Raw genomic sequence first — 22,356 nt, 5'->3', positions numbered from 1 at the left:
TACCGTACGACGTACGGCTCGGCGCGCTTATTCCCGCCGCAGCTGCGCGATCGTGCCGGTCGGCCAGGCGCCTGGTCAGCGGCCCCAGTCCTGCTTCGCCGCCCGGACCAGCTTGTCCTTCAGCTCCCGGGTGTGCCGCCGGCTCACCGGCAGCTCGGTGGCGTCGATCACCACGACATAGCCGGAGTTGACAAGCCGCAGCTCAGCGATCAACCGCAACTGCACCAGGTACGACCGGTGCACCCGGACGAAACCGGCATCGGCCCACCGCTCCGCCAGGGTGGCAAGCGAGACCCGCACGAGGTGCGACCCGTCCGCCGTGTGCAACCGGGCGTAGTCGCCCTGCGCCTCCACCCACCGCACCGCCGAGCGCGGCAACATCCGGGTGGTGCCGGCCAACTCGATGGGAATCGTCGGGTCCTCCTCAGCGCGGGCCAGCGCCGCCGGATGAGACGGCACCACCCGCGACCCGATCACCCGACGCAGGGACTCGGCCAGCCGGTCGGCCCGAACCGGTTTGCGCACGTAGTCGGTGGCACCCAGATCGAAGGCGTCCACCGCGCCGTCGTCGTACGCGGTGACGAAGACGATCGCCGGCGGCCGGGCGAACCGGCGCAACACCCGGGCCAACTCCATCCCGTCCAGGCCCGGCATCCGAATGTCCAGGAAGACCACGTCCACGTCACCGTCGCGCAGCAACCGCAGCGCCTCGGTCGCGTCCCCGGCGGTGTGCAGCCGGGCCACCCGGGGGTCGGCCCGCAGGTGGTACGCCAACTCGTCGAGCGCGGGCGGCTCGTCGTCCACCGCCAGCACCCGGAGGAACCCCGTGGTCACGAGCCCGCCCGCACACCGGGGTGGAACTTCGGCACCCGCATGCTCACCTTCGTACCCGAGCCCAACCCGGTCTCCACCACCAGGCCGAACCGGTCCCCGAAGACCGAGCGCAGCCGCTCGTCGACGTTGGAGAGGCCGACGTGCTGACCCGGGTCGTCCCCCGGATCGCCGGTGCCCCGGGCCAGCTCGGCGATGCCGGCGGTAAGCGTGGACGGGTCCATTCCCACTCCGTCGTCCTCCACCGTGATGTGACATTCGGCGCCCGCGTCCCGGGCCTCGATGCTCACCATGCCCGTGCCCGGCTTGCGGGACAACCCGTGCCGAACCGCGTTCTCCACGAGCGGCTGGAGGCAGAGAAACGGCAGCGTCACCGGCAGCACCTCCGGGGCGATCTGCAACCGCACCTGCAACCGGTCGCCGAACCGGGCCCGCTCGATGGTCAGGTAACGGTCGATCGAGCGCAGCTCCTCGGCGAGGGTGGTGAACTCCCCGTGCGCCCGGAACGAGTACCTGGTGAACTCCGCGAACTCCAGGATCAGCTCCCGGGCCCGCTCCGGGTCGGTGCGGACGAACGAGCCGATCGCGGTGAGCGCGTTGTAGATGAAGTGTGGGCTGATCTGCGCCCGCAACGCGCGGATCTCGGCACGGGCCAGCCGCTCCCGCGACGAGTCCAGCTCGGCCAGGGCCAGCTGGTTACCGGCCCAGTGCGCCGTCTCCAGGGTGGCCTGCACCAGCCCCGGGGGTGGCGGGCTGTCGGCGACGGCCACCAGCGCGCCGACCATCCGCCCGTCCGCCCCCTGCAACGGCGCGACCACCGCCCCCCGGATCGGGCAGTCCACCCGGTCGCAGTGCAGCTCCTGCTCGCCGAGCACCGTCGACCGCCCGGTGTCCACCGTCCGCCGGGCCGCCGCGAGCAGTTGATCGCCGTGGTGCGTGCCCCGTCCGTCGAGGGCCAGCAGCCGTTCGACGTCGGTGAGGGCCAGCCCGACCGCGCCCACCAGGGCCCGCAGATGACGTACGGCCTTCGCCGCGCCCGCCGCGCTCAACCCCGCCCGCAGCGGCTCGGCGGCCAGGCCGGCGGTGTGCAGCACCTCGTAGGTGGCCCGTTGGGTGGCGGTGGCGATGCCCCGGCGAGCCCGCAGTCGCAGCACCGCCAGCAGGGCCGCGGTCAGCGCGGTAACGAGTGATACGACGCCGACCACGGCGGAGAGGTTGGCGCCCACGCAGTGATCCTTGCCCCTGTGAGCCGGTGCGCCAAGCCCTAGTACGCGCCCTTGCGGGCGAGCACCACGCCGACGGTGCGCCACAGGATGCTCAGGTCGTACGCCAACGACCAGTTGTCGACGTAGTAGAGGTCCAACCGGACCGACTCGTCCCAGGACAGGTCGGAGCGGCCCGAGACCTGCCAGAGGCCGGTCATGCCGGGGCGGACCAGCAGCCGCCGGCGTACGTCGCCGAGGAAGTCGCCGTCGTCGGCCGGCAGCGGACGCGGCCCGACAAGCGACATCTCGCCCCAGAGCACGTTGATCAGCTGCGGCAGCTCGTCGAGCGAGGTGGCCCGCAGGAACCGACCGACCGGGAAGACCCGCGGGTCCTCCTTCATCTTGAACAGCATGCCGTCGGTCTCGTTGCGGTCGACCAGGCTGGCCAGCCGATCCTCAGCGTCGACGTACATGGTCCGGAACTTCCACACCCGGAACGTGCGCCCCTCGTGCCCCACCCGAGGCTGGCGGAAGAAGACCGGCCCGGGATCGGAGATCCGGATCGCCACCGCGATGGCCGCGAAGAGCGGGGCGAGCAGCAGCAGACCGAGGCCGGCGGCGACCCGGTCCATCAGGTTCTTGGCGAGCAGCGCCGGCCCGGACAGGGTCGGCTCCTCGACGTGCAGCAGCGGCAGACCCTCGATCGGGCGGATGTGCACCCGTGGGCCGGCGATGTCGGTCAACTGCGGGGCGACCACCAGGTCGACGCCGGAGCCCTCCAACTGCCAGGCCAGTCGGCGCAGCTCACCCGGCTCGGCGCTGGCCGATCCGCAGACGGCGATGGTGTCCCCGCCGACCTCACGGACCAGCGCGAGGACGTCGCGTCCGGCGTACACCGGGACCGGGGTCGGCATGCCGCGGGCCGCCGCGTACCCGTCGGTGATGTGGATGGCGACGGGCATCAGCCCGGCGGCCGGGCTGCGGGTGACCGCCGCGTAGACCTCCAGGCACTCGGGCAGCGTGCCGACGAGCACCATCCGGTGCGCGGCCTGGCCGGCCCGCCGTCGGATGTAGTGCAGCGCCCAGCGGGCCACGAAACGACCCCAGAGGATCAGCAGCGTCGCACCGACAAGTGCGGTGCCCACGGTGAACCGGGACAGCTGGGTGACTGTGGAGAAGGCGAGGAACGAGACACTCGCGGCCACCGTCACCGAGGCCCGGATCACCCGCTTGAACTCGTCCGGGCCGAGCCCCAGGTAGCGCCGGTCGTAGGCCCGGTTGCTCCAGAGGATCACCACCCAGCCCAGCGGAAGCAGCAGGTAGGAGACGGTGTGGAACCAGGTCGGGTCCTGCTGGGTGCCGGAGAACCCGGAGGCGGCCTGGTCGAACAGTTGGATCGCGATCCAACTGGCGAACGCCGCCGCGCCGAAGTCGAGCAGCAGCAGGATGGCGATGTAGGGGCGGTGCCAGCGGGAGACCCGGCGACGCGACCTGGTCCACGCCGACCGGGGGACACCGTTGTGAGACGGCGGCGTCGGCGGCTGGATCTCGAAGCTGTCGACGTGCCGCACGAGTCTGCTCCGGCCTTCGTTGGTTACCGGGCGCTGGAGGCTTGCCGTCACCTCACCCATGTCCTCCCGCATGACACGGGCCGCTCACTCGGCGTGAGGGCCCGGGTCGCCCACCGTCCCAGTCTCCCACGCGGGCCCCCACCGGTCGCCGCCCCGAAGGAGATTGGCGAGCGATGGTGCCGGTGCGATCTGGCCGGCTCCGCACCATTTCAGAAGCCGGGGACCCGGGCCACTATACCGATGGATACGCGCGTGAACAGAACGGCGGACCGGAGCTTCCGCTCAGCGTGGGCGATTCCGCTGCGTAGTCGGCGAGTGGAATTACTCACCGTACGAGTCGGGACAACCGTCGGTCAGCGAGCGGTTTGCCCCCGGTCTGGCACGTTGGGCAGTACTGGAGGCTGGAATCGGCGAACGACACCTCGCGGACGGTGTCCCCGCACACCGGGCAGGGCAGCCCGGTCCGGGCGTGCACCTTCAACCCGGAGCGCTTCTCGCCCTTCAACTCGGCGGCCCGCTGACCGAGCGACCGCTCGACCGCGTCGCCGAGGACCTGCCGGGTGGCCGCGTGCAGGGTGGCGATCTGGGCGTCGGTGAGCCGATCGGTGATCGCGAACGGGGACAGCTTCGCGGCGTGCAGGATCTCGTCGGAGTACGCGTTGCCCACCCCGGACAGTACCGACTGGTCGGTGAGCACCCCCTTGACCTGCCCCCGCCGGCTGCGCAGCCGCTCGGCGAAGGTGGGTAGATCCGAGGCGAGCGCGTCCGGACCCAGCTTGGCCACCCCGGGCACCGCCGCCACGTCGGTGACCAGGTACGCGGCAAGCTTCTTCTGGGTGCCGGCCTCGGTGAGGTCGAAGCCGGAGCCGTCGTCCAGGCGTACCCGCACCGCGATCGGGCCCTTGCCGGGACGCAGCGGGGTGGTGGAGGGGAACGCCTCCCGGTAGTGCAGCCAACCGGCCCGGGCCAGGTGCACCACCAGGTGCAGATCGCCCTCGAAGAGCACGTCGAGGAACTTGCCGTGCCGGCCGGCGTCGATGACCGCCCGCCCGGCGACCGCTGTCGGTGCCGGTTCGTATGTCTTCAGGGCGCTGATCGCGGCGATCTCCAGCCGATCGACGCGCCGCCCCACCGCGCGCTGTCGCAGATAACCCGCGAGCGCCTCAACCTCCGGTAGTTCGGGCACGACCCAACGGTAGCCTTCTTTCCCGTGAGAATCGTGGTGGCGCACAACCGGTACCGGGAAGCCCAACCGTCCGGCGAGAACACCATCGTCGACTCGGAGATCGCCCAGCTCAACGCCGCCGGCGTCGAGGTGCTGCCGTTCATCCGCAGTTCGGACGAGATCCCGTCGATGTCGAAGGCCGCCAAGGCGCTGCTGCCGATCTCGCCGATCTGGGCTCCGCGTGCCCAGCAGGACCTCAGCCGGCTGCTCACCGAGCACCGCCCGGACGTTCTGCACCTGCACAACCCGTACCCCCTGATCTCGCCCTGGGTGGTGCGGACCGCGCACCGGCACGGCGTGCCGGTGCTGCAGACGGTGCACAACTACCGGCAGGTCTGCTCGTCGGGGATCTACTTCCGGGACGGCGTGATCTGCCAGGACTGCAAGGGTCGGGCGCTGGGCGTGCCGGCGATCAAGCACCGGTGCTACCGCGACTCGGCGGCGCAGAGTGCGCTGATGGCGACCACCCTGGCCGTGCACCGGGGCACCTGGAAGTCGGTGGATCGGTACGTCGCGCTCACCACGGCCATCGCCGACCACCTCCGCGACTACGGCATTCCGGACGACCGGATCGTCGTGAAGCCGAATGCCGTACCCGATCCGGGCCGCCCGGCGCCGCTGGGTGACGGCTTCCTCTACATGGCCCGGCTCTCGCCCGAGAAGGGCGTCGACCTGCTGCTGGACGCCTGGCGTCGGCACCCGGTGGGCACCTTGGGCACGCTGCGCGTGGCAGGTGACGGCGAACTGCGCCCGCTGGTGGAGGCCGCCGCCGCCGAGCGACCCGACGTGGTCTACCTCGGTCAGCTCGACCGCTCAGGGGTACGCGCCGCGGTCGAGGCGAGCGCCGTGGTGATCGCGGCCTCGATGTGGCACGACGTGCTGCCTACCGTGATCATCGAGGCGCTGGCCAGCGGTCGGCCGGTGCTCGGCACCGCGTTGGGCGGCATTCCGTACCTCGTCGGAGCGGACGCCCCGCACGAGCCCGCCGGCACCGGCCCGGCCGAGACCGCCTCGGCGGTCGCCGGGGGCGGCGGGCCGGTCATGCCGGCCGGAATCGGCCTCGGGGAGGCCGGCTGGGTGGTGGCGCCGGAGCCGGCCGCGCTGGCGGCAGCCCTGCCGGTGGCCCGTGCCGGCGCGTCCGGGTTGGCGCTGGCCGCCCGCGCCCGCTACGAGCGGACCTTCCACCCCGACGTGGTCACCAAGCAGCTCATCGACATCTACGCCGGGATGTCCCGAACCCCCGACCACGTCTAACCTCGCGCGCCGCCCCCGCCCGCGCCCCCGCGCCGCGCGCCGCGCGCCGTGCCCCGTGCGCCGCGCCCTGTGTCCCGTGCGCCCCGTGTCCCGTGCGCGCCGTGCCCCGTGCGCGCCGTGCCCCGTGCTCCGCCCCCCGCCGCGGCCGCGGCCGCACGTCATGATCGCGCTCGATCCAGGATGAAGTGGCATCCGGCCGCTTTGAAGCCACTTCATCCTGGATCGAGTGCGATCTTGGAGTCGGGCGGGCACCCGTGGGTGCCGGCGCGGTCTTGGAGTCGGGCGGGCACCCGTGGGTGGCGGTGTGATCTTGGGGGCGCGCGGGTGGTGTCAGCGCAGGGAGGCGCGGGCGGAGAAGGCGATGCTGGCCAGCAGGAAGCCGCCGTTGACGATCGTGAACGCCACAATCACCCAGAGGACCAGCGCCGGGGCCACGGCCAGCACCAGGGCGGCCACGAAGACCACAGCGCCGTAGTCGCGGACCAGCTTCACCAGGCGGACCGGCAGCGAGGTCGAGGTGACCATGCTTGCGGCGTTCGGACCGGCCTGCATGACCGAGGTGACCAGGTTGACCATCCAGGTGCCCGCGAAGGTCGCGACCAGCCAGGTCGGGGTGGCCGGTTCCTGCGCCACGGCGGTCGCGGCCAGCGCGGCGACCAGGGCGATCTGCGCGGCCACGTCGCAGAGGATGTCGACCCGGGCCCCGGCCGCGCTGCCCTGCCCGGTCACCCGGGCCAGCTGTCCGTCGGCGCAGTCCAGGGAGTACGCCACCTGCCAGCCGATCAGGGCGAACAGGCCGACCACCCAGGCCGGTACGTCTCCGTCGGCGACCGGGCCGGCGAGCGCCACCACGGTGACCGAGGTGGCCAGGCCGAGCACCAGGTTGGCGATGGTCAGCGCTGTGGGACGCAGCCCGAGGCGCTGGGCGACGAGCGCGAAGACGGCACCCAGCCACTGGCTGATCGACTCGCTGAACAGGCCGCCACCCCGGTTCACCCGGTGGAAGTCGGCGACGGTGGGACGGGGGTCAGCCAAGCTGGTCGCGGATTGCACCGGCGTAGTCTGCCAGCCGCTCCCGCGTCTCGGTAGGCGACAGCGCCAGGTGCTCGAGGATGGTGTACCGGTCCGGTCGGGTACGCGGCGCGAACTGCACCGCCTCGATGAACTGGTCGTCGCTGAGTGCCACCTCGGCGGGGAGGCGGGGCAGACTGTGCCGGGCGAGGCAGGCCGACATCTCCCCGAAGCGGCGTTGGTCACCGCGCAGCCAGGTGCAGAACAGCGCGCCCAGCCCGGCCAGCTCGCCGTGTGAGGCGGTGCCGGGGAAGAGCGCGTCGATGGCGTGCATGATCTCGTGGCAGCCGCCGCTGCACGGGCGGCTGGTGCCCTCGATGGCCATCGCCAGACCGCTGGAGATCAACGCCTCGGCGAGCACTGTGACGAAGGCGTCGTCGGTCATGTCGCCCGGGTGGTTGAGCACGGCTTCGGCACCGGCCCGGGACAGCGACGCGGCGAGTCCGTCGAACGGTTCGACGCGGACCCGGCGGGCCAGTTCCCAGTCGGCAAGCGCACTGATGTTGCTGATCACATCACCGATACCGGCCCGGTTGTGCCGCTCCGGACCGCTCTCCACGAAGTCCAGGTCGACGATCACCGCGATCGGGATGTGCACCCCGTAGGAGCCCTTGAGCCCGTCGGTGATGAGGCTGGCCACCGGGGAGGCGATGCCGTCGTTGGCGAGGCTGGTCGCCACCGACACCATCGGGAGGCCGCGTCGGGTGGCCGCGTACTTGGCCACGTCGATGGTCTTGCCGCCACCGATCCCGACCACCGCGTCGTACGACCGGGCGCGCAGCTTGCCACCGAGGTCGTCGGCGGCGTCGAGCGTCCCCCCGGAGACGGTGAACACGTCGGCCGTGCGCAGTGACGGCCGGATCAGCTCGGCGATCTGGGTGCCCTGACCTGGGCCGACCACGACCGCGACGTCACCGCCGGCCGAGATCCGCCCGTCGGCCAGGATCGCGCCGAGGTCGGCCACCGCCCCACGCCGCACGTCGATGTGCAGTGGGGTGAGGACGCTCCGAGCTAGTAGCGGCACGCGATCTCCCGCGCGCGGGCCAGGTCGGCGTGGTTGTCGACCTCGACCCACGGGACGTCACCGATCGGCGCCGCCCGCACCTCCCCGCCCCGGTCGGCGAACTCCTGGTAGCCGTCCTCGTAGTAGAGGTTCGGGTCCCGCCGCCAGGTCGCCTCCAGCGCGTCGGCGAGGGCGTCGGCGACCTGCGGTTCGATCAGCGTGGCCCCGATGTACTCCCCGTACGCCTCGCCCGGGTCCATGATCTTGGTGATCCGGGTGAGCTGGCCGGCGGCGTCGAAGGTGGTCTTCATCTCCTCCTCGGCGAGCGGCTTGAGGGTGTCCACAGCGAGCAGGATGCCCGGCCCGCGCTCGGCCAGCAGCGTCTTCTCGATGCTCACCGGGTGCACGGTGTCCCCGTTGACGAGCAGCACCCCACGGGCGAAGTACTCCCGGGCCAGCCAGAGCGAGTAGGCGTTGTTCCACTCCTCGGCCTTGTCGTTGTGTACCAGGGTGAGGGTGACCCCGTACTTCTTCTCCAGGTCGGCCTGCCGCTCGCGGACCGCGTCCGCCGCGTAGCCGACCACGATCACGATGTCGGTGAGCCCGACCTCGGCGAGGTTGCCGAGCGCGATGTCCAGGATCGTGGTCTCGCCGTCCACCGGCACCAACGCCTTGGGCAGGGTGTCGGTGTACGGGCGCAGCCGGCGTCCCGCTCCGGCCGCGAGCACCATTCCGATCATCGCGACATCCTCCCTCGTCCTGCTCCCCGTCACCGCTGGAGGATAGCGCCGGCTGACCTCACCGCTCCGGCCAACCGGGTCAGCCGGGCAGTGCGGCCAGGTCGGCGAGCATGGTCAGCCGCTCGTCCGCGCTGAGCACGGAATACGGACCGGCGGCCCGTCTGTCGGTTTCCAGCTCGATGGCGAGCCGTTCGGGGCCGGGAGGCAGGGCGGCGACGCTTGACGCTGTGTGCCCGGCGGCGGCCCAGGCGGCGGCGTGCGCGTCGGCCCGGTGGTAACGCAGCGTGCCGAGCCGGTTGAGCAGCAGCACGCCCGGCGGGGTGCCGTCCGGCTCGTGCGGGGGCGCCAGCGCCGCGAACGCCGACCCGTCCCGGTCGCCGTCGGCGTCGGCCAGCACCAGGGCGTACGTCAGCAGCCGGCCGAGCGCCGCCACCAGCCGCGTGACCCGTTCGTCGTGCCCGGCCCACAGTTCCTCGGTGACCTCGGCGTGCACCTGGTACAGCTCGGTGAGGAAGGCGGCTCCCCGCTCGGTGGCGGAGAGGGACCCGTCCGGACGGCGGTGGAGCATGCCGTACGCCACCTGCTTGTCCACCGCCCGGCGGACCGCGACCGGGTCGGCGTAGCGGGTGATCGCCGCGAAACCCGGCCCGTCGACGGTGCCGCCCGGCGCGGCGAGCCGGGTGCGCAGGTCCACCAGGAAGCCGTTCGCCGTCGGCCCGCCGTACCGCTGGCTCAACTCGGCGCCGCCACCGTCGCGGCCGGCCAGCATGCCGGCGCGGAACGTCCGGTCCACGGCCGGGGCGAGCAGCCCGGCGATCCGGTACGGCGCCAGCTCGACGGTGTTCACCGATCGATCGACCGCAGGGTGGCGAAGCCCTCCTCCGCGATCCGCCGGATCAGACCGTCGTTGACGTCGCGGTTTTCGTCCAGCACTGGCACCTCGTGCTCGGCCAGCCAGCGGTACTCGGTGTGCTTGCCCGCCTCCAGCCTCGGGTGGTCGAGGTCGCCGTCCACCCGGACCAGGAAGTCGTACTCGATGCGGGGCAGGCCGTCGTCTCCGACGTAGTGGTACTCGCCCACCTGGCCGAGGACGTGAGAGACGTGCCACCCGGTCTCCTCGGTGACCTCCCGGCGCAGCGCCTCGTCGATCTCCTCGCCCGGTTCCAGGTGTCCGCCGACGACGTCCCAGCAGTTGGGAAACAGGCGCCGGTGGGGTGAGCGGCGCTGAAAGAAGATTCGGCCGTCGTGGTCGACGATCAGCGCGCCGGCGCAGCGCAGGGGCTCGGTGGACACTCTTCGACAGTAGCGAGCGGCCCGGCATCGCGACGATGCCCGGTCTTGTCCCGGAAACATCCACCGACGACCATGTGCGTACCGAATGCCACCGTCCCAAAGGGGTGATGTGTGATGCAGGTACGGGAAGCGATGTCCAGCCAGGTCCTCGTCGTCGGTCCGGAGCACACGCTGCGTCAGGCGGCCCGGATGATGTCGGCCCGCGGTGTCGGGTCGGCGGTCGTGATCGACCCCGAGTCCGAGGGAATCGGGATCATGACCGAACGCGATGTGTTGAAGGCCATCGGCGCGGGCCTCGACTGCGACACCGAACGCACCGGCGCCCACCTGACCTGGGACGTGGTCTACGCGGGGCCGGAGTGGACGGTCGCCGAGGCCGCCGCCGCGATGGCCCGCGGCGGCTTCCGGCACCTGGTGGTGCTCGACGGCCGGGAGGTGGCCGGGGTGATCTCGGTCCGGGACATCATGCGGGTCTGGGCCGAGAACCAGGTGTCCGCCACGACCTGACCCGCGCGAGGTGTGCCAGGCCGAATCGACGGGTAAGGATCCCTCATGGGCGCGGAGATTCCGTGGCCCGTGGGGGAGGGCCCGATGCGTGACGCGGAGCGCCTGGTCGAGCAGCAGTACGCGATGCTTCTGCGGCGGGACGTGGCCCGACTGCCGGACCTGTACGCGCCCGAGGCGTTCTACTCCATGCCTGGTGTCACGGTCCGCCCGATCGAGCTGCCCGCGCTGCTGCGCACCTGGACCGGTGCCTTCCCGGACCTGCGGGTGGACCCGCTCGGCGTGGTCCGTACGGGTGGTGGGGCGGCAGTCGAGCTGCGCCTGAGCGGCACCCACACCGGCACGCTGCACTCGCCGTACGGCACCGTCGCGCCGACCGGTCGCCCGGCGAGCTGGGAGGTGGCCGACGTGGTCCGGGCTCGGCACGGGCGGATCACCGGCTGGCGTTCCTACTTCGACTGGAGCCAGCTCCTCGACGCGCTCGGCGTGCAGTTTGAGGGACTTTCCCGGGTGGCGCACCACGACGCGCTCGCACTTCCAGTCTGATCTGACGCCGACCGGTGGAGTCGGGTCACCCGTCCCGGTGGCTCAGGATGCGGACATCGCCGTGCCGTCCGCGCGCCCCCCACCGCCGCCCGTACGCTCAACATCCATGACCGCCGAGCAGTTGATCTCCTTTGCCCGTGGGGCTCCCTCGCTGGACATCGTCGATGTCGAGGGGCTCAAGGCCGCCGCCGTCCGCGCCTTCGACGCCGACCCCGCGGGGGTCACGGCGTACGGCACCTCCGTCGGTTACCTTCCGCTGCGGAAGTGGATCGCCGAGAAGCACGGCGTCCAGGCCGACCAGGTGCTTGTCACAAACGGGTCGCTTCAGGCCGACGCGTTCCTCTTCGATCACCTGATCCGCCCCGGCGACGCGGTGGTGGTGGAGCGCCCGACGTACGACCGGACGCTGCTGAACCTTCAGCGGATGGGCAGTGAGCTGCACGGCATCTCGGTCCAGCCGGACGGCCTCGACACCGCCGAGCTCCGCAAGCTGCTGGAGTCCGGGGTCCGGCCCCGGCTCGCGCACGTCATTCCCAACTACCAGAACCCGGCCGGCATGACCCTCTCGCTGGAGAAGCGCCGAGAGTTGCTCGAGTTGGCCGCCGAGTACGAGTTCACGATCTTCGAGGACGACCCGTACGCGGACATCCGGTTCCGGGGCGAGGCGCTCCCGTCGATGCTCTCGCTCGACACCCGCAACGTGGTGGTGCACGCGTCGAGCTTCACCAAGACGGTCTGCCCGGGTGTGCGGGTCGGTTACCTGGTGGGCCCGGCGGACCTGATCGCCGCCATCGCCAAGAACGCGACAAGCCTCTACATCTCCCCGGGCATGGTGTCCCAGGCGATCGTGCACCAGTTCTGCGTCTCCGGGGACATCGACCGGTCGATCGACACGGTGCGGGCGGCGCTGGGCGAGCGGTCCCGGCTGCTCGCCGAGTCGCTGCGCCAGCACCTGCCGCAGGCGCGGTTCGTGGAACCCGACGGCGGCTACTTCCTCTGGGTCGAGTTCCCGGAGGACGTGCTTGTCGATCGGCTCGCCCCGGCGGCGGCCGCGCGCGGGGTGGCAGTGGTCAAGGGCAGCGACTTCGTGTTGGACGGTGGGCGGCACGCGCTCCGGCTGGCCTTCTCGGCGGTGACCGCCGACAAGATCGACGAAGGTGTCCGTCGGCTCGCCGAGGCAGTCGAAGCGGTTCGGAGCTGAGCCGACTGTCGGGTTCCCGACAGAACGACGACGTCGGCCGTCTCGGGGCTCCCGCCCGGGCGGCCGGCAGCCCACAATGCTGCGAGCGTCACTCATCAGTTGTCGCGGAGGTCACACGCGACCTTCGGACCGGCCATGACCTGGGTGTCGCGGCAGCACAACCTCCCGCCCCCACCGGCGCCGGGTGGGCCGTGTCGTCCCCGCACACCCCCCGATGCGGCCCGGCTCACCCGGCGCCGACCCCACGCTGACAGCCGTCACACATGTTCCGGACGGCGGTCGGCGTAGCCTGCAAGCCGCAGCCGACCTGGGAGGTGACGCGATGACGGATCGGACAGAGCGGGACCGGACGGCATCGCCGAGCACCGGCCGGGTGCTGCGGCCCCGGGCCTGGCCCTCCCCGGTCCGGGCGATGACCCGGATCCTCAACGCCGACGGCTCGCCGCCCGCGCCGCCGCCCACCGGCACCGGCCGCAGCGCGGTTGTCGACTGCGCGCTCTACGTCGACGGCAAGCGGCAACCCGGCGACTGGACGTACGCCGACGCGCTGACCGCCGCCCGCCGCGAGGAACACGGCTTCGTGTGGATCGGCCTGCACCAGCCCGAGTTGGCCGAGATGACCGCCATCGCGGAGACCTACGGTCTGCACGAACTGGCCGTCGAGGACGCGGTGAAGGCCGAGCAGCGCCCGAAGCTGGAGCGGTTCGGCGACGTCGTCTTCCTGGTGCTGCGTACCGCGCGGTACTGCGAGCACGCCGAGCTGACCGAGAACTCCGAGGTAGTGGAGACCGGTCAGGTGATGCTCTTCATCGGCCCGAACTTTGTGATCAGCGTCCGGCACGGGGACGCCTGCCGGCTCGCCCCGATCCGCGCCGACCTGGAGACCAAGCAGGATCTGCTGCTGCAGGGTCCGTGGGCGGTGGCGTACGGGGTGACCGACCGGGTGGTCGACCTCTATCTGGAGGTGGCCGAGCAGATCGAGGACGACCTCGACGTGCTGGAGGCGGAGGTCTTCGACCGGCAGGGCCACGGACGGATCCAACGGATCTATCAGATGAAGCGGGAGCTTGTGGAGTTCAAGCGGGCTGTGGTGCCGTTGCAGCGGCCGCTGATGACGCTGACCTCCCAGGTCAACAGGGATGTGCCGAAGGAGATCCGCAAGTACTTCCGGGACGTGCAGGACCACCTGAGCCGCACCGTGGAGCAGGTGAACTCCTACGACGACCTGCTGAACTCGATCCTCCAGGCGCGGCTGGCGCAGGTCACCGTCGACCAGAACAACGACATGCGCAAGATCGCCGCCTGGGCGGCGATCGCTGCGGTCTGGACGTCCATCGCCGGCGTCGAGGGCATGAACTTCGACAACATGCCCGAGCTGAAGATGACGTACGGCTATCCGGTGGCCCTGGCCCTCATGCTCGGCGTCTCACTCGCCCTCTACCGCTGGTTCCGCCGCAACGGCTGGCTCTGACCGCGCGACGACCGCCCCCGGACCGCCCCCGGGCCGCCCGCCCCCGGACCGCCCCGGGCCGCCCGCCCCCGGACGGCCCCGGACCGCCCCCGGGCCGCCCGCTCCCGGACCGCCCCGGGCCGCCCGCCCCCGGACCGGCGGTGTGATCCACTCGGGTTCCGTGAAGTCGGGCCATCCCACAGCCCCGGACACCCCGACTTCCTTAAAGCCGAGTGGATCTTGCAAAGCCCCCCGCTTGACGCGGGAGCGCTGCTTGACGCGGGAGCGCCGGTCGACGCGGGAGCGCCGGCGCGCGGGGTGGCCCCGCGTCGCCGGCGCTCGATGTGCTGTCGTCGGGTCAGCGGCGGCCGTTGGTGCGGGCGGTGTCCTTGCCCAGCGCCTTGGTGAGGTCGTCGGTCGGCCGGCCGGAGACGTCCGTGGCGCCCTCGGCGACCGACGGGACCTTGTCGGTCGGGCGGATGCTCGCCGGCTTGGCCGGGGCTGTGGTGCTGGCACTGGAACCGCCGGCCACCGCCGAGCTGCCGGCACCGGTCATCCCCGCCGCGCCGGTCATGGCCGCCCCGTCGGTCCCCTTCGGGGCGGACGGCGTACGCACCTCGATCGAGTCGACCTCGTCGCGCATCGGCTCCAGGGTGCTGCTGCGGGTCGGGTCGTACTCGGCCCACTCCTGCTGCTCCCGGCGGCGGCGCAGCGCCACCGCGCCGGCCAGGCCGGCGACGACACCCGCGGCCAGCAGGCCGGTCATCATCGAGCCGCGTCGACGCGGCTGCTTCTTCTTACCGGTGATCCGCATGGTCTTCGACTTGGCCTTTCTGGTCAGCGGCCCTGCGTGCGCGGCGCCGTCACGGGCCGCCGCGGCCAGCGGTGCCAGCGTGGTGAGTGTCGTCCCCCAGCCGGTCGACGCCTGGTCGCGAACCCGCGCCGCGGCCGGCCCGACGTAGCCCCGGGCCACCTGGACCCGCGGACCGACGGTCGCGCCCGCACCCTTCGCGGCGTGGTTGGCTGCCAGCATCAGGTGGCTGATGCTCTGGTTCAGCTCGGCCTTGGCCAGCTGCCCCTGGGACTTACGCCGCCCGAATCCAAACACGGTCCTACCTCCTGGGAGTTGTTCCTTCGTCATCCTCCACCTTCGGATGCCTCCGCGATGCCAGATCGGGCACATGGGAGGATCCGCATGGAACTGACCAACGAGTGAGGAGTACCCGTGGCCGAGGCTGTCTACGCCACCCTGCACACCAACGCTGGCCCGATCCGGCTGGAGCTCTTCCCGAACCACGCGCCGAAGACCGTCCGCAACTTCGTCGACCTGGCCGAGGGCAACCGTGAGTACACCGACCCGCGCACCGGTCAGCCGGGCAGCGGGCCGTACTACGACGGCACCATCTCGCACCGGGTGATCAGCGGTTTCATGGTCCAGATGGGCGACCCGACCGGGACCGGTCGGGGCGGACCGGGCTACAAGTTCGCCGACGAGTTCCACCCGGAGCTGCGGTTCGACCGTCCGTACCTGCTGGCGATGGCGAACGCCGGACCGGGCACCAACGGTTCGCAGTTCTTCATCACCGTGTCGCCGACGCCGCACCTGAACAACCGGCACACCATTTTCGGGCAGGTCGCCGACGAGCAGTCGGTGAAGGTCGTCGACTCGATCGCCAACACCCCGACCGGCCCGAGCGACCGTCCGCTGCAGGACGTCGTCATCGAGCGGGTCGAGATCGAGCGCTCTGCCTCCTGACCGACCAACGAGGTACCTTTGCTCGCATGATTGAGCGCTCCGGAGCATCGCACCGACCGGTGTCGGTGGATCGCGTGGCGGTGGACGGAGGGTCGGCCCGGTGAGCCAGTCTCCGCCGACCACCCCGGTCTGCTACCGGCATCCCGGTCGGGAGACCTACGTCCGGTGCACCCGCTGCGACCGGCCGATCTGCCCGGACTGCATGCGGGAGGCGTCCGTCGGGCACCAGTGCCCGGAGTGCGTCAACGAGGGACGCCGCAGTGTCCGGCCGGCGCGTACCGCCTTCGGTGGCGGTACGGCCGGCCGGCACGGCTATGTCACAAAGGCACTGATCGCGGTGAACGTGCTGCTCATGCTGCTCTCCATCGCCTCCGACCGGGGCGGGGACGCGGCGCTGGGCGGCAGCGGTTTCGGTGGCCTGATGGGCGGTGACACGCCGCTCACCGACTGGGGTTCGGTGCTCGGCCGGGCGATCCTGCCCGATGGCACGATAGGCGGGGTCGCCGAGGGCCAGTGGTACCGGCTGGTCACCGCGATGTTCCTGCACTTCGGCCTGCTGCACCTGCTGCTCAACATGTGGGCGCTGTGGGTGCTCGGCAGGTCGTTGGAGGCCAGCCTCGGCCGGGTGCGGTTCGCCGCGCTCTACCTGATCGCGGGCCTCGGTGGCAACGTGGCGGCCTACCTGTTCAGTGACCCGCGAGCGACCACAGTCGGCGCGTCGACGGCGATCTTCGGGCTCTTCGCCGCCCTGCTCATCGTCGAACGCAAGCTGGGCCGGGACATCTCCCAGATCATCCCGATCCTGGTGATCAACCTCGTGTTCACGTTGACCGCGCGGGACATCTCGATCCCCGGGCACTTCGGTGGCCTGGTGGTCGGTGCGCTGATGGGGCTGGTGCTGGCGTACGCGCCGCGTGGTCGACGCACGTTGGTGCAGGTCGTCGGCGGTGCGATCATCCTGCTGGTCCTGCTCGGCCTGGTCCTCTTCCGCACCGCCTACCTGCTCGGCTGACGGATCACGGGTGCGGGCGGGCGGCTCGCAACTCGGCGGCCACCTCCTCCGGGGTGGCCCCCAGGTCGTACCTGCCGAACAGGTGCAGCGAATCGCCCGCGTCGATCTCCAGGGTTTCGCTTGTCAGCCCCATCCGTGGGCGGCGGTCCACGGCGATCGCCTCGACCGTCGACCAGGGCAGCAGCCGGCGGCTCGCGAACCCGTGGATCACGGTGAGCCCCGCCGGGTCCACCGCCAACCGGACCGGCGCGACCAGGTCGCGTACCGCCCAGCCGACCAGGATGGCGGCGGCCAGGACGGCCACCACCAGCCGAACCGGGTCGCCGTCGGCGAAGAGCAGCCCGAGCGCGACAAGCACTGCCGCGCCGACAAGCTTCACCGCGGGCAGGGTCGCCGGCACCCGCCACTGCCGCACCGGGGGATTCTCGTCCACCCGCCCAGCATGCCAGCGGCGGGCGGGAGCCGGGAGTACGGCATCTCGACCGCTGGTCGGCTGACCGGTCCAGGGACGACGTAGGATCGGGACAGCCCAGGTTACCGGGGAGTAAACATGAGTGACGCGGTCATCGTCGGCGCGGTGCGCACCCCGGTCGGACGGCGGCGGGGCAGCCTCGCCGACGTCCACCCGGTCGACCTCTCGGCGCACGTGTTGCGCGCCCTCGCCGAGCGCACCGGGATCGACCCGGTCCAGGTCGATGACGTCTTCTGGGGCTGCGTGTCCCAGGTCGGCGAGCAGTCCTGGAACGTCGCCCGCATCAGCGTCCTCGCCGCCGGCTGGCCCGAGACGGTCCCCGGGACGAGCCTGGACCGGCAGTGCGGCTCCAGCCAGCAGGCACTGCACTTCGCCGCCGCGACGGTGCTCTCCGGGCAGGCCGACCTGGTGGTCGCCGGTGGTGTGGAGTCGATGACCCAGGTGCCGCTGGGCACTGCCAGCGCGGCCGGCGGCACCCCGTTCACCGAGCAGGTGCGGTCCCGCTACCGGGGCGTGGACGGCTTCGCCGACGACGCGCACCTGCCGTTCGACCAGGGCGTCGGTGCCGAGCTGATCGCCCAGCGGTGGCGTCTGTCGCGTACGCAGCTCGACGAGTACTCGCTGGCCAGCCACGAGAAGGCGGCCGCCGCGCAGGATGCCGGCGCGTTCGACCCGGAGCTGACGCCGGTGCCGCTCGCGGACGGGGGCAAGTTCCTCGCCGACGAGGGCATCCGGCGCGACACCTCCCTCGACAAGCTCGGCGGGCTGACCACCCCGTTCCGCGCCGACGGTGTGGTGACCGCCGGGTCCTCGTCGCAGATCTCCGACGGCGCCGCGGCCCTCGCGGTGACCACCTCGGAGTGGGCCAGCCGGCACGGCCTGCGGCCACTCGCCCGGATCCACACCGCTGTGGTCGCCGCCGCCGATCCGGTCACCATGCTCACCGCGCCCATCCCGGCCACCGCGAAGGCGCTGCGCCGCGCGGGGCTGGGCATCGAGGAGATCGGGGTGTACGAGGTGAACGAGGCATTCGCGCCGGTGCCGCTGGCGTGGTTGGCCGAGACCGAGGCGGACCCGGAGCGGCTCAACCCGCGGGGCGGGGCGATCGCCATCGGTCACCCGCTCGGCGGCTCCGGTGCCCGGATCATGACCACCATGCTCCAGCACATGCGGGACAACGGGATCCGCTACGGCCTGCAGACCATGTGCGAGGGTGGCGGCATGGCCAACGCGACAATCGTCGAGCTGGTCTGACGGTGCGGGCGGATAACGCCTCGCCCGCCCCGGCCGGGTCCCCTATGGTGCCCAGCGTGACAACGACGATCGCGGATGCGGGTGTCCCCGACTGGTCCAGCGAGCGATGGCAGGCGGGGGCCCGATCCTGGGTCGACGCGCAGCTGAACCGGGTCGGCCGTCGGGTGACCGGGTCGGTGGAGCCACGGCGGCGTCCCTGGTCGTTGGTCTGGCGGGTGCCGACCGACGACGGCCCGGTCTGGTTCAAGGCGAACAACCCGGGCACCGTGCACGAGGCGGTGCTGATCGCCAGGCTCGCCCAGCTGACGCCGGACCGGGTGCTGGCCCCGATCGCTGTGGACCCGGCGCAGGGCTGGTCCCTGCTGCCCGACGGCGGTGAGTCGTTGCGCGACGTGCTGGCGCGCGACAGCGATCCGGCCCACTGGGAGCGGGCGCTGCCCGGGTACGCGGCACTCCAGTTGGCCACCGCGCCGCACGCCGACGAGCTGGTCGCCATGGGCGTGCCGGACCACCGTCCCGAGGTGCTGGCCGGGCTGCTTGCCGAGTTGCTCGACGATCGTGAGTCGCTGCTGGTCGGTGCCGAGGGTGGGCTCAGCCCGGACCTGCACGAGCGGCTGCGGGCGGAGCTGCCGTCGTACGCCGAGCGGTGTCGTCGGCTTGCCGACCTCGGCATCGCGGCCACTGTGCAACACGACGACCTGCACGACGGCAACGTCTTCGCGGCGCCGGACGGCTACCGCTACTTCGACTGGGGCGACGCCTCGGTGGGGCAGCCGTTCGGCACGTTGCTGGTGACCCTGCGTTCCGTCAGGTACGCCAGTGAGGGCGCGGCCGACGACGCCCAGTTGGCCCGGTTGCGCGACGCCTACCTGGAGGCGTGGACCGACCGGTACGACCGGCGGACCCTGATCGAGGCGGCCGACCTCGCGATCGAGCTGGGGGCGGTGAGTCGGTCGCTCTCCTGGCGTCGAGCCCTGGACACCGCCGAGGAGTCGCGGGTCGAGTACGCCGACGCGGTGCCCGGCTGGCTGGCCGAGCTGTTCGCCGCCAGCCCGCTCACGACGGATACCTGACCAGGATCCGTCCACGTCGGAAATCGGACAGGCAGTGCGACCCGCCGCGTGGAAGTTCCAAAAAAGCGTCGTGACCCACGTCACCCCGCCGGGGAGGTCGTTGGGCAGGTCATGGACGTCTTCTCCCGAACGTTCCTCCCGGCCGCCGCCGAGGCTGGCCTGGCCGTGCAGACCGTGAGCCGGCACATGCCGGTCTTCCGGCGCTGTGTCGGCTCCGGTGACGCCACCATCCTGGTCACCCGGTGCAGCCGCCCCGACCGTCCGGTCACCGGCGACTACCTGCTCCTGCTCACCCATCGTCGGCTCGTGGTGACCCAGCAGACCCGGCTGCTGCACCGACTGCGTCTGCACCTCAACACCGAGCTGCGCGAACTGAGCAACGTCACCTGGAGCCCGGACCCCCGACTGCAGTCGGTCGAGATGGCGGCCACCGCGATCGACGGGATCCGTGAGCGGTTCCTGATCCGCACCAGCCACCCGAAGCAGGTCTGGCAGCTCGACGCGCTGCTCAACCAGGCATTCCGGACCCGCCTGCGGCCGCCCGGCGCCCGGGTCGTCGCCAGCATCGGCGACGCGCCCGCCGTCCCGCGGCCCACGGTGTTCGCCCCGTCCCGGTGAGCTGACACCCACCGGGTCTCGCCGCACCTTTACCGAACTCGAACACGCACCGATCGCCCCGAGCGTTCGCGTCGGCAATCATGGGCCGGTGACCGTCGAACCGCCGCACCGCGGGCTCGTCCTCGTGGTCGAGGACGAGCCGGCCATCGCCGACCTGGTCCGGCTCTACCTGGCCCGGGACGGCTTCGGCGTCCACCTGGAACGCGACGGCGAGGCCGGTCTGCACGCGGCTCGCCGGTTACGCCCGGTGGCCTGCGTCCTGGACATCGCGCTGCCGGGCCTCCCCGGCACCGAGATCTGCCGCCGGCTGCGTGAGGCAGGAGACTGGACCCCGGTCATCTTCCTCACGGCCCGCGACGACGAGGTGGATCGGATCGTCGGCCTGGAGTTGGGTGCCGACGACTACGTCACCAAGCCGTTCAGCCCTCGGGAGCTTGTCGCCCGGGTGCGCGCGGTGCTGCGCCGGACCGCCGGGGGCCCGGAAGGCGCGGCCCGTCCCCGCGTCGTCGGCCCGGTCACGCTCGACCCGGCCCGGCGCACTGTCACCGTCGCCGGCGCACCGGTGCAGCTCACCTCCACCGAGTTCGACCTGCTGGCCCATCTGATGGCCCGGCCCGGCCGGGTCTTCACCCGGGAGGAGCTGCTGGCCGGGGTCTGGGGGTACGCGGCACACGCCGGCACCCGCACCGTCGACGTGCACGTCGCCCAGGTGCGGGCGAAACTCGGCCCGGCGAGCGTCATCCGGACGCACCGTGGCGTCGGGTACGCGGTCGATGCCTGATCACCCCGGACGTGTCGAGTCGCCGACAATGACACTGCCGGTGGTCGGCGCGGACCCGCCCGTCGCACCTCGACGGGGCCGGTTCGGCCGCACCCTGACCGCCCGCGCGGTGCTTGTCACCTGTGCGGTCGCGCTGGTGTCGGTGCTGGTCACCGCGATCGTCGCGGTGCCGTTGGCGATCCGTGGGGCGGAACGGCGCGATCAGGACGCCCTCGCCGCGCAGGCCCGGCTCGCCGCCGAGGTGCTGCGGACCCGCCTGGACCGGGGGCGCACCGCCGACGAGGAGCGGCTCATCCAGCAACTACGCAACCAGGGCATCGACGCGTACCTGATCCGGCGGGGGGTGGTCGACCGGCCGGGGCTGCCAGCCCGGGTGGTGCAGCGGATCGGGCAGGGCCGCAACGTGTCGGTGCGACGCGTCGTCAACGGCGAGCGTGCCCTGGTCGAGGGCCGGGCGCTACCCGACGGCAACGGGGTGGTGCTCTCCCGCAGCGCGTCGAACGGGCTGTGGGCCCGGGTGCTGCTCGGGCTCTGGTTGCCGCTGCTTGCCGGGTTGGCCGCCGGTGTGGTGGCCGGGCTGCTGCTGGCCCGCCGGTTGGCCCGCCCGATCCGCGTCGCGGCCACCGCCGCCGCCCGGCTCCGCGCCGGCGACCGCGCCGTGCGGATCCCGGTCGAGTCACCGGACGAGGTCGCCGACCTGGCCGAGGCGTTGAACGGCCTGGCCGGCGCGCTGGCCACAAGTGAGGGGCGGCAGCGGGAGTTCCTGCTGTCCGTCTCGCACGAGCTGCGCACCCCGCTCACCGCGATCCGGGGGTACGCCGAGGCGCTCGCCGACGGGGTACTCGACGCGGACCACACAGTCGACGCCGGTCGGACCATGCTGACCGAGGCCCAACACCTGGACCGGCTGATCGGGGACCTGTTGGCGCTGGCCCGGTTGGAGGCCGCCGACTTCCCGCTCGAACCGGTGCCGGTGGACCTGACCGAGCTGGCCGTGGGCGCGGAGCGGACCTGGGCCGGCCGGTGCGCGGCGGTGGGCGTCCCGTTCCGGTTGGAGACGCCGGGTCGGCCGGTGCCCTCGTACACCGATCCGGGGCGGATCCGGCAGGTGCTGGACGGGTTGCTGGAGAACGCGCTGCGGGTCGTACCCCCGGGGTCGCCGGTGGTGCTCGCGGTCCGGCCGGTCGGCGCGGACCCGGCCGCCGGCGGTGAGCTGGAGGTCCGCGACGGCGGGCCCGGCTTCACCGACGACGACCTGGCCGTGGCGTTCGAACGCGGTGCCCTGCACGAGCGGTACCGGGGAGTGCGCAAGGTGGGCAGTGGGCTGGGGTTGGCGCTGGCGGCCGGCCTGGTCCGTCGGTTGGGCGGGGAGATCAGCGCGGGGCACGCGCCGGAGGGCGGCGCGGCGTTCACGGTCCGGCTGCCCGGCAATCCTTACCTGGCTCGAACATCGGCCTGACGCTCCGCTCGTCCTCGGCCGGAATGCTGAGGTTTCC

23 protein-coding genes are annotated in these 22,356 nt (G+C 72.0%); 12 read left to right on the top strand and 11 right to left on the bottom strand.

Annotation, left to right across the window (positions count from 1 at the left end; genetic code table 11):
* Positions 1 to 75: 75 nt before the first annotated feature.
* The 4 genes from AB0B85_RS22015 to AB0B85_RS22000 all read right to left on the bottom strand — a co-directional run bounded on the left by AB0B85_RS22015 (position 76) and on the right by AB0B85_RS22000 (position 4,793).
* Complete coding sequence (locus AB0B85_RS22015) at positions 76 to 834, bottom strand: LytTR family DNA-binding domain-containing protein (RefSeq protein WP_357410106.1); 759 nt, start codon at positions 832 to 834, stop codon at positions 76 to 78.
* Complete coding sequence (locus AB0B85_RS22010; RefSeq protein WP_357410104.1) at positions 831 to 2,057, bottom strand: histidine kinase; 1,227 nt, start codon at positions 2,055 to 2,057, stop codon at positions 831 to 833. Before AB0B85_RS22010 ends, AB0B85_RS22015 begins: the two co-directional genes overlap by 4 nt.
* 38 nt (positions 2,058 to 2,095) lie before the next feature.
* Positions 2,096 to 3,667, bottom strand: a complete 1,572-nt coding sequence (locus AB0B85_RS22005) for a sugar transferase (protein WP_357410187.1) — start codon at positions 3,665 to 3,667, stop codon at positions 2,096 to 2,098.
* A 265-nt stretch (positions 3,668 to 3,932) separates the two neighbouring features.
* Positions 3,933 to 4,793 (bottom strand): DNA-formamidopyrimidine glycosylase family protein, encoded by an 861-nt coding sequence (locus tag AB0B85_RS22000; RefSeq protein ID WP_357410102.1) that lies wholly within the window; start codon positions 4,791 to 4,793, stop codon positions 3,933 to 3,935.
* A gap of 24 nt (positions 4,794 to 4,817) precedes the next feature.
* On the opposite strand from AB0B85_RS22000, the gene AB0B85_RS21995 reads away from it, so the two are divergent.
* Complete coding sequence (locus tag AB0B85_RS21995) at positions 4,818 to 6,086, top strand: glycosyltransferase (protein WP_357410100.1); 1,269 nt, start codon at positions 4,818 to 4,820, stop codon at positions 6,084 to 6,086.
* Positions 6,087 to 6,416: 330 nt separating this feature from the next.
* Here AB0B85_RS21995 and AB0B85_RS21990 read toward each other — a convergent pair whose 3' ends face one another.
* From AB0B85_RS21990 to AB0B85_RS21970, 5 genes are all read right to left on the bottom strand, one after another.
* Positions 6,417 to 7,139, bottom strand: a complete 723-nt coding sequence (locus tag AB0B85_RS21990) for a CDP-alcohol phosphatidyltransferase family protein (protein WP_357410098.1) — start codon at positions 7,137 to 7,139, stop codon at positions 6,417 to 6,419.
* The gene (locus tag AB0B85_RS21985) at positions 7,114 to 8,181 is read right to left on the bottom strand and encodes an iron-containing alcohol dehydrogenase family protein (protein WP_357410096.1); all 1,068 of its coding nucleotides are present in this window, start codon (positions 8,179 to 8,181) and stop codon (positions 7,114 to 7,116) included. Before AB0B85_RS21985 ends, AB0B85_RS21990 begins: the two co-directional genes overlap by 26 nt.
* Entirely contained in the window at positions 8,169 to 8,900 is a 732-nt protein-coding gene (locus tag AB0B85_RS21980; RefSeq protein WP_007453659.1) for a phosphocholine cytidylyltransferase family protein, read from the bottom strand. Before AB0B85_RS21980 ends, AB0B85_RS21985 begins: the two co-directional genes overlap by 13 nt.
* A gap of 79 nt (positions 8,901 to 8,979) precedes the next feature.
* A complete protein-coding gene (locus tag AB0B85_RS21975) occupies positions 8,980 to 9,747 on the bottom strand; it encodes a hypothetical protein (RefSeq protein ID WP_357410094.1) in 768 nt (255 codons plus the stop codon).
* Entirely contained in the window at positions 9,744 to 10,193 is a 450-nt protein-coding gene (locus AB0B85_RS21970) for an NUDIX domain-containing protein (RefSeq protein WP_357410092.1), read from the bottom strand. Before AB0B85_RS21970 ends, AB0B85_RS21975 begins: the two co-directional genes overlap by 4 nt.
* A gap of 114 nt (positions 10,194 to 10,307) precedes the next feature.
* On the opposite strand from AB0B85_RS21970, the gene AB0B85_RS21965 reads away from it, so the two are divergent.
* The 4 genes from AB0B85_RS21965 to corA all read left to right on the top strand — a co-directional run bounded on the left by AB0B85_RS21965 (position 10,308) and on the right by corA (position 13,915).
* Complete coding sequence (locus tag AB0B85_RS21965; RefSeq protein ID WP_357410090.1) at positions 10,308 to 10,700, top strand: CBS domain-containing protein; 393 nt, start codon at positions 10,308 to 10,310, stop codon at positions 10,698 to 10,700.
* An 84-nt stretch (positions 10,701 to 10,784) separates the two neighbouring features.
* The gene (locus tag AB0B85_RS21960) at positions 10,785 to 11,243 is read left to right on the top strand and encodes an ester cyclase (protein WP_357410088.1); all 459 of its coding nucleotides are present in this window, start codon (positions 10,785 to 10,787) and stop codon (positions 11,241 to 11,243) included.
* 106 nt (positions 11,244 to 11,349) lie between these two features.
* Positions 11,350 to 12,444, top strand: coding sequence for a PLP-dependent aminotransferase family protein (locus AB0B85_RS21955; RefSeq protein WP_357410086.1), 1,095 nt, complete (start codon positions 11,350 to 11,352; stop codon positions 12,442 to 12,444).
* Positions 12,445 to 12,766: 322 nt separating this feature from the next.
* On the top strand, positions 12,767 to 13,915 hold the full coding sequence (gene corA / locus AB0B85_RS21950) for a magnesium/cobalt transporter CorA (protein WP_357410083.1): 1,149 nt from the start codon (positions 12,767 to 12,769) through the stop codon (positions 13,913 to 13,915).
* A gap of 337 nt (positions 13,916 to 14,252) precedes the next feature.
* On the opposite strand, the gene AB0B85_RS21945 is transcribed toward corA, so the two are convergent.
* Positions 14,253 to 15,035 (bottom strand): hypothetical protein, encoded by a 783-nt coding sequence (locus AB0B85_RS21945; protein ID WP_357410081.1) that lies wholly within the window; start codon positions 15,033 to 15,035, stop codon positions 14,253 to 14,255.
* 84 nt (positions 15,036 to 15,119) lie between these two features.
* Between AB0B85_RS21945 and AB0B85_RS21940 the strand changes: the two genes are divergently transcribed.
* Together AB0B85_RS21940 and AB0B85_RS21935 are read left to right on the top strand one after the other, a co-directional pair.
* On the top strand, positions 15,120 to 15,650 hold the full coding sequence (locus AB0B85_RS21940) for a peptidylprolyl isomerase (protein WP_130405633.1): 531 nt from the start codon (positions 15,120 to 15,122) through the stop codon (positions 15,648 to 15,650).
* Between the two features lie 100 nt (positions 15,651 to 15,750).
* A complete protein-coding gene (locus tag AB0B85_RS21935; protein ID WP_357410079.1) occupies positions 15,751 to 16,662 on the top strand; it encodes a rhomboid family intramembrane serine protease in 912 nt (303 codons plus the stop codon).
* A 4-nt stretch (positions 16,663 to 16,666) separates the two neighbouring features.
* On the opposite strand, the gene AB0B85_RS21930 is transcribed toward AB0B85_RS21935, so the two are convergent.
* A complete protein-coding gene (locus AB0B85_RS21930; RefSeq protein WP_357410077.1) occupies positions 16,667 to 17,095 on the bottom strand; it encodes a PH domain-containing protein in 429 nt (142 codons plus the stop codon).
* A gap of 117 nt (positions 17,096 to 17,212) precedes the next feature.
* Here AB0B85_RS21930 and AB0B85_RS21925 point away from each other — a divergent pair, with 117 nt between their 5' ends.
* The 5 genes from AB0B85_RS21925 to AB0B85_RS21905 all read left to right on the top strand — a co-directional run bounded on the left by AB0B85_RS21925 (position 17,213) and on the right by AB0B85_RS21905 (position 22,319).
* The gene (locus AB0B85_RS21925; RefSeq protein ID WP_357410075.1) at positions 17,213 to 18,388 is read left to right on the top strand and encodes an acetyl-CoA C-acyltransferase; all 1,176 of its coding nucleotides are present in this window, start codon (positions 17,213 to 17,215) and stop codon (positions 18,386 to 18,388) included.
* A gap of 56 nt (positions 18,389 to 18,444) precedes the next feature.
* Positions 18,445 to 19,461, top strand: coding sequence for an aminoglycoside phosphotransferase family protein (locus AB0B85_RS21920; protein WP_357410073.1), 1,017 nt, complete (start codon positions 18,445 to 18,447; stop codon positions 19,459 to 19,461).
* A gap of 111 nt (positions 19,462 to 19,572) precedes the next feature.
* Positions 19,573 to 20,079, top strand: coding sequence for a hypothetical protein (locus AB0B85_RS21915; RefSeq protein ID WP_357410071.1), 507 nt, complete (start codon positions 19,573 to 19,575; stop codon positions 20,077 to 20,079).
* An 88-nt stretch (positions 20,080 to 20,167) separates the two neighbouring features.
* A complete protein-coding gene (locus tag AB0B85_RS21910; protein WP_357410069.1) occupies positions 20,168 to 20,860 on the top strand; it encodes a response regulator transcription factor in 693 nt (230 codons plus the stop codon).
* Positions 20,853 to 22,319 carry a histidine kinase dimerization/phospho-acceptor domain-containing protein gene (locus tag AB0B85_RS21905; RefSeq protein ID WP_357410067.1) on the top strand — a complete coding sequence of 489 codons (1,467 nt, stop codon included), beginning with the start codon at positions 20,853 to 20,855 and terminating at the stop codon, positions 22,317 to 22,319. Before AB0B85_RS21910 ends, AB0B85_RS21905 begins: the two co-directional genes overlap by 8 nt.
* Positions 22,320 to 22,356 lie beyond the last annotated feature (37 nt).

It is taken from the genome of Micromonospora sp. NPDC049044 (genome assembly GCF_040649215.1).
Taxonomy (GTDB): domain Bacteria; phylum Actinomycetota; class Actinomycetes; order Mycobacteriales; family Micromonosporaceae; genus Micromonospora.
The sequence above is the reverse complement of the archived record's forward strand: the minus strand, read 5'-3'. Positions and strand labels throughout refer to the sequence as shown.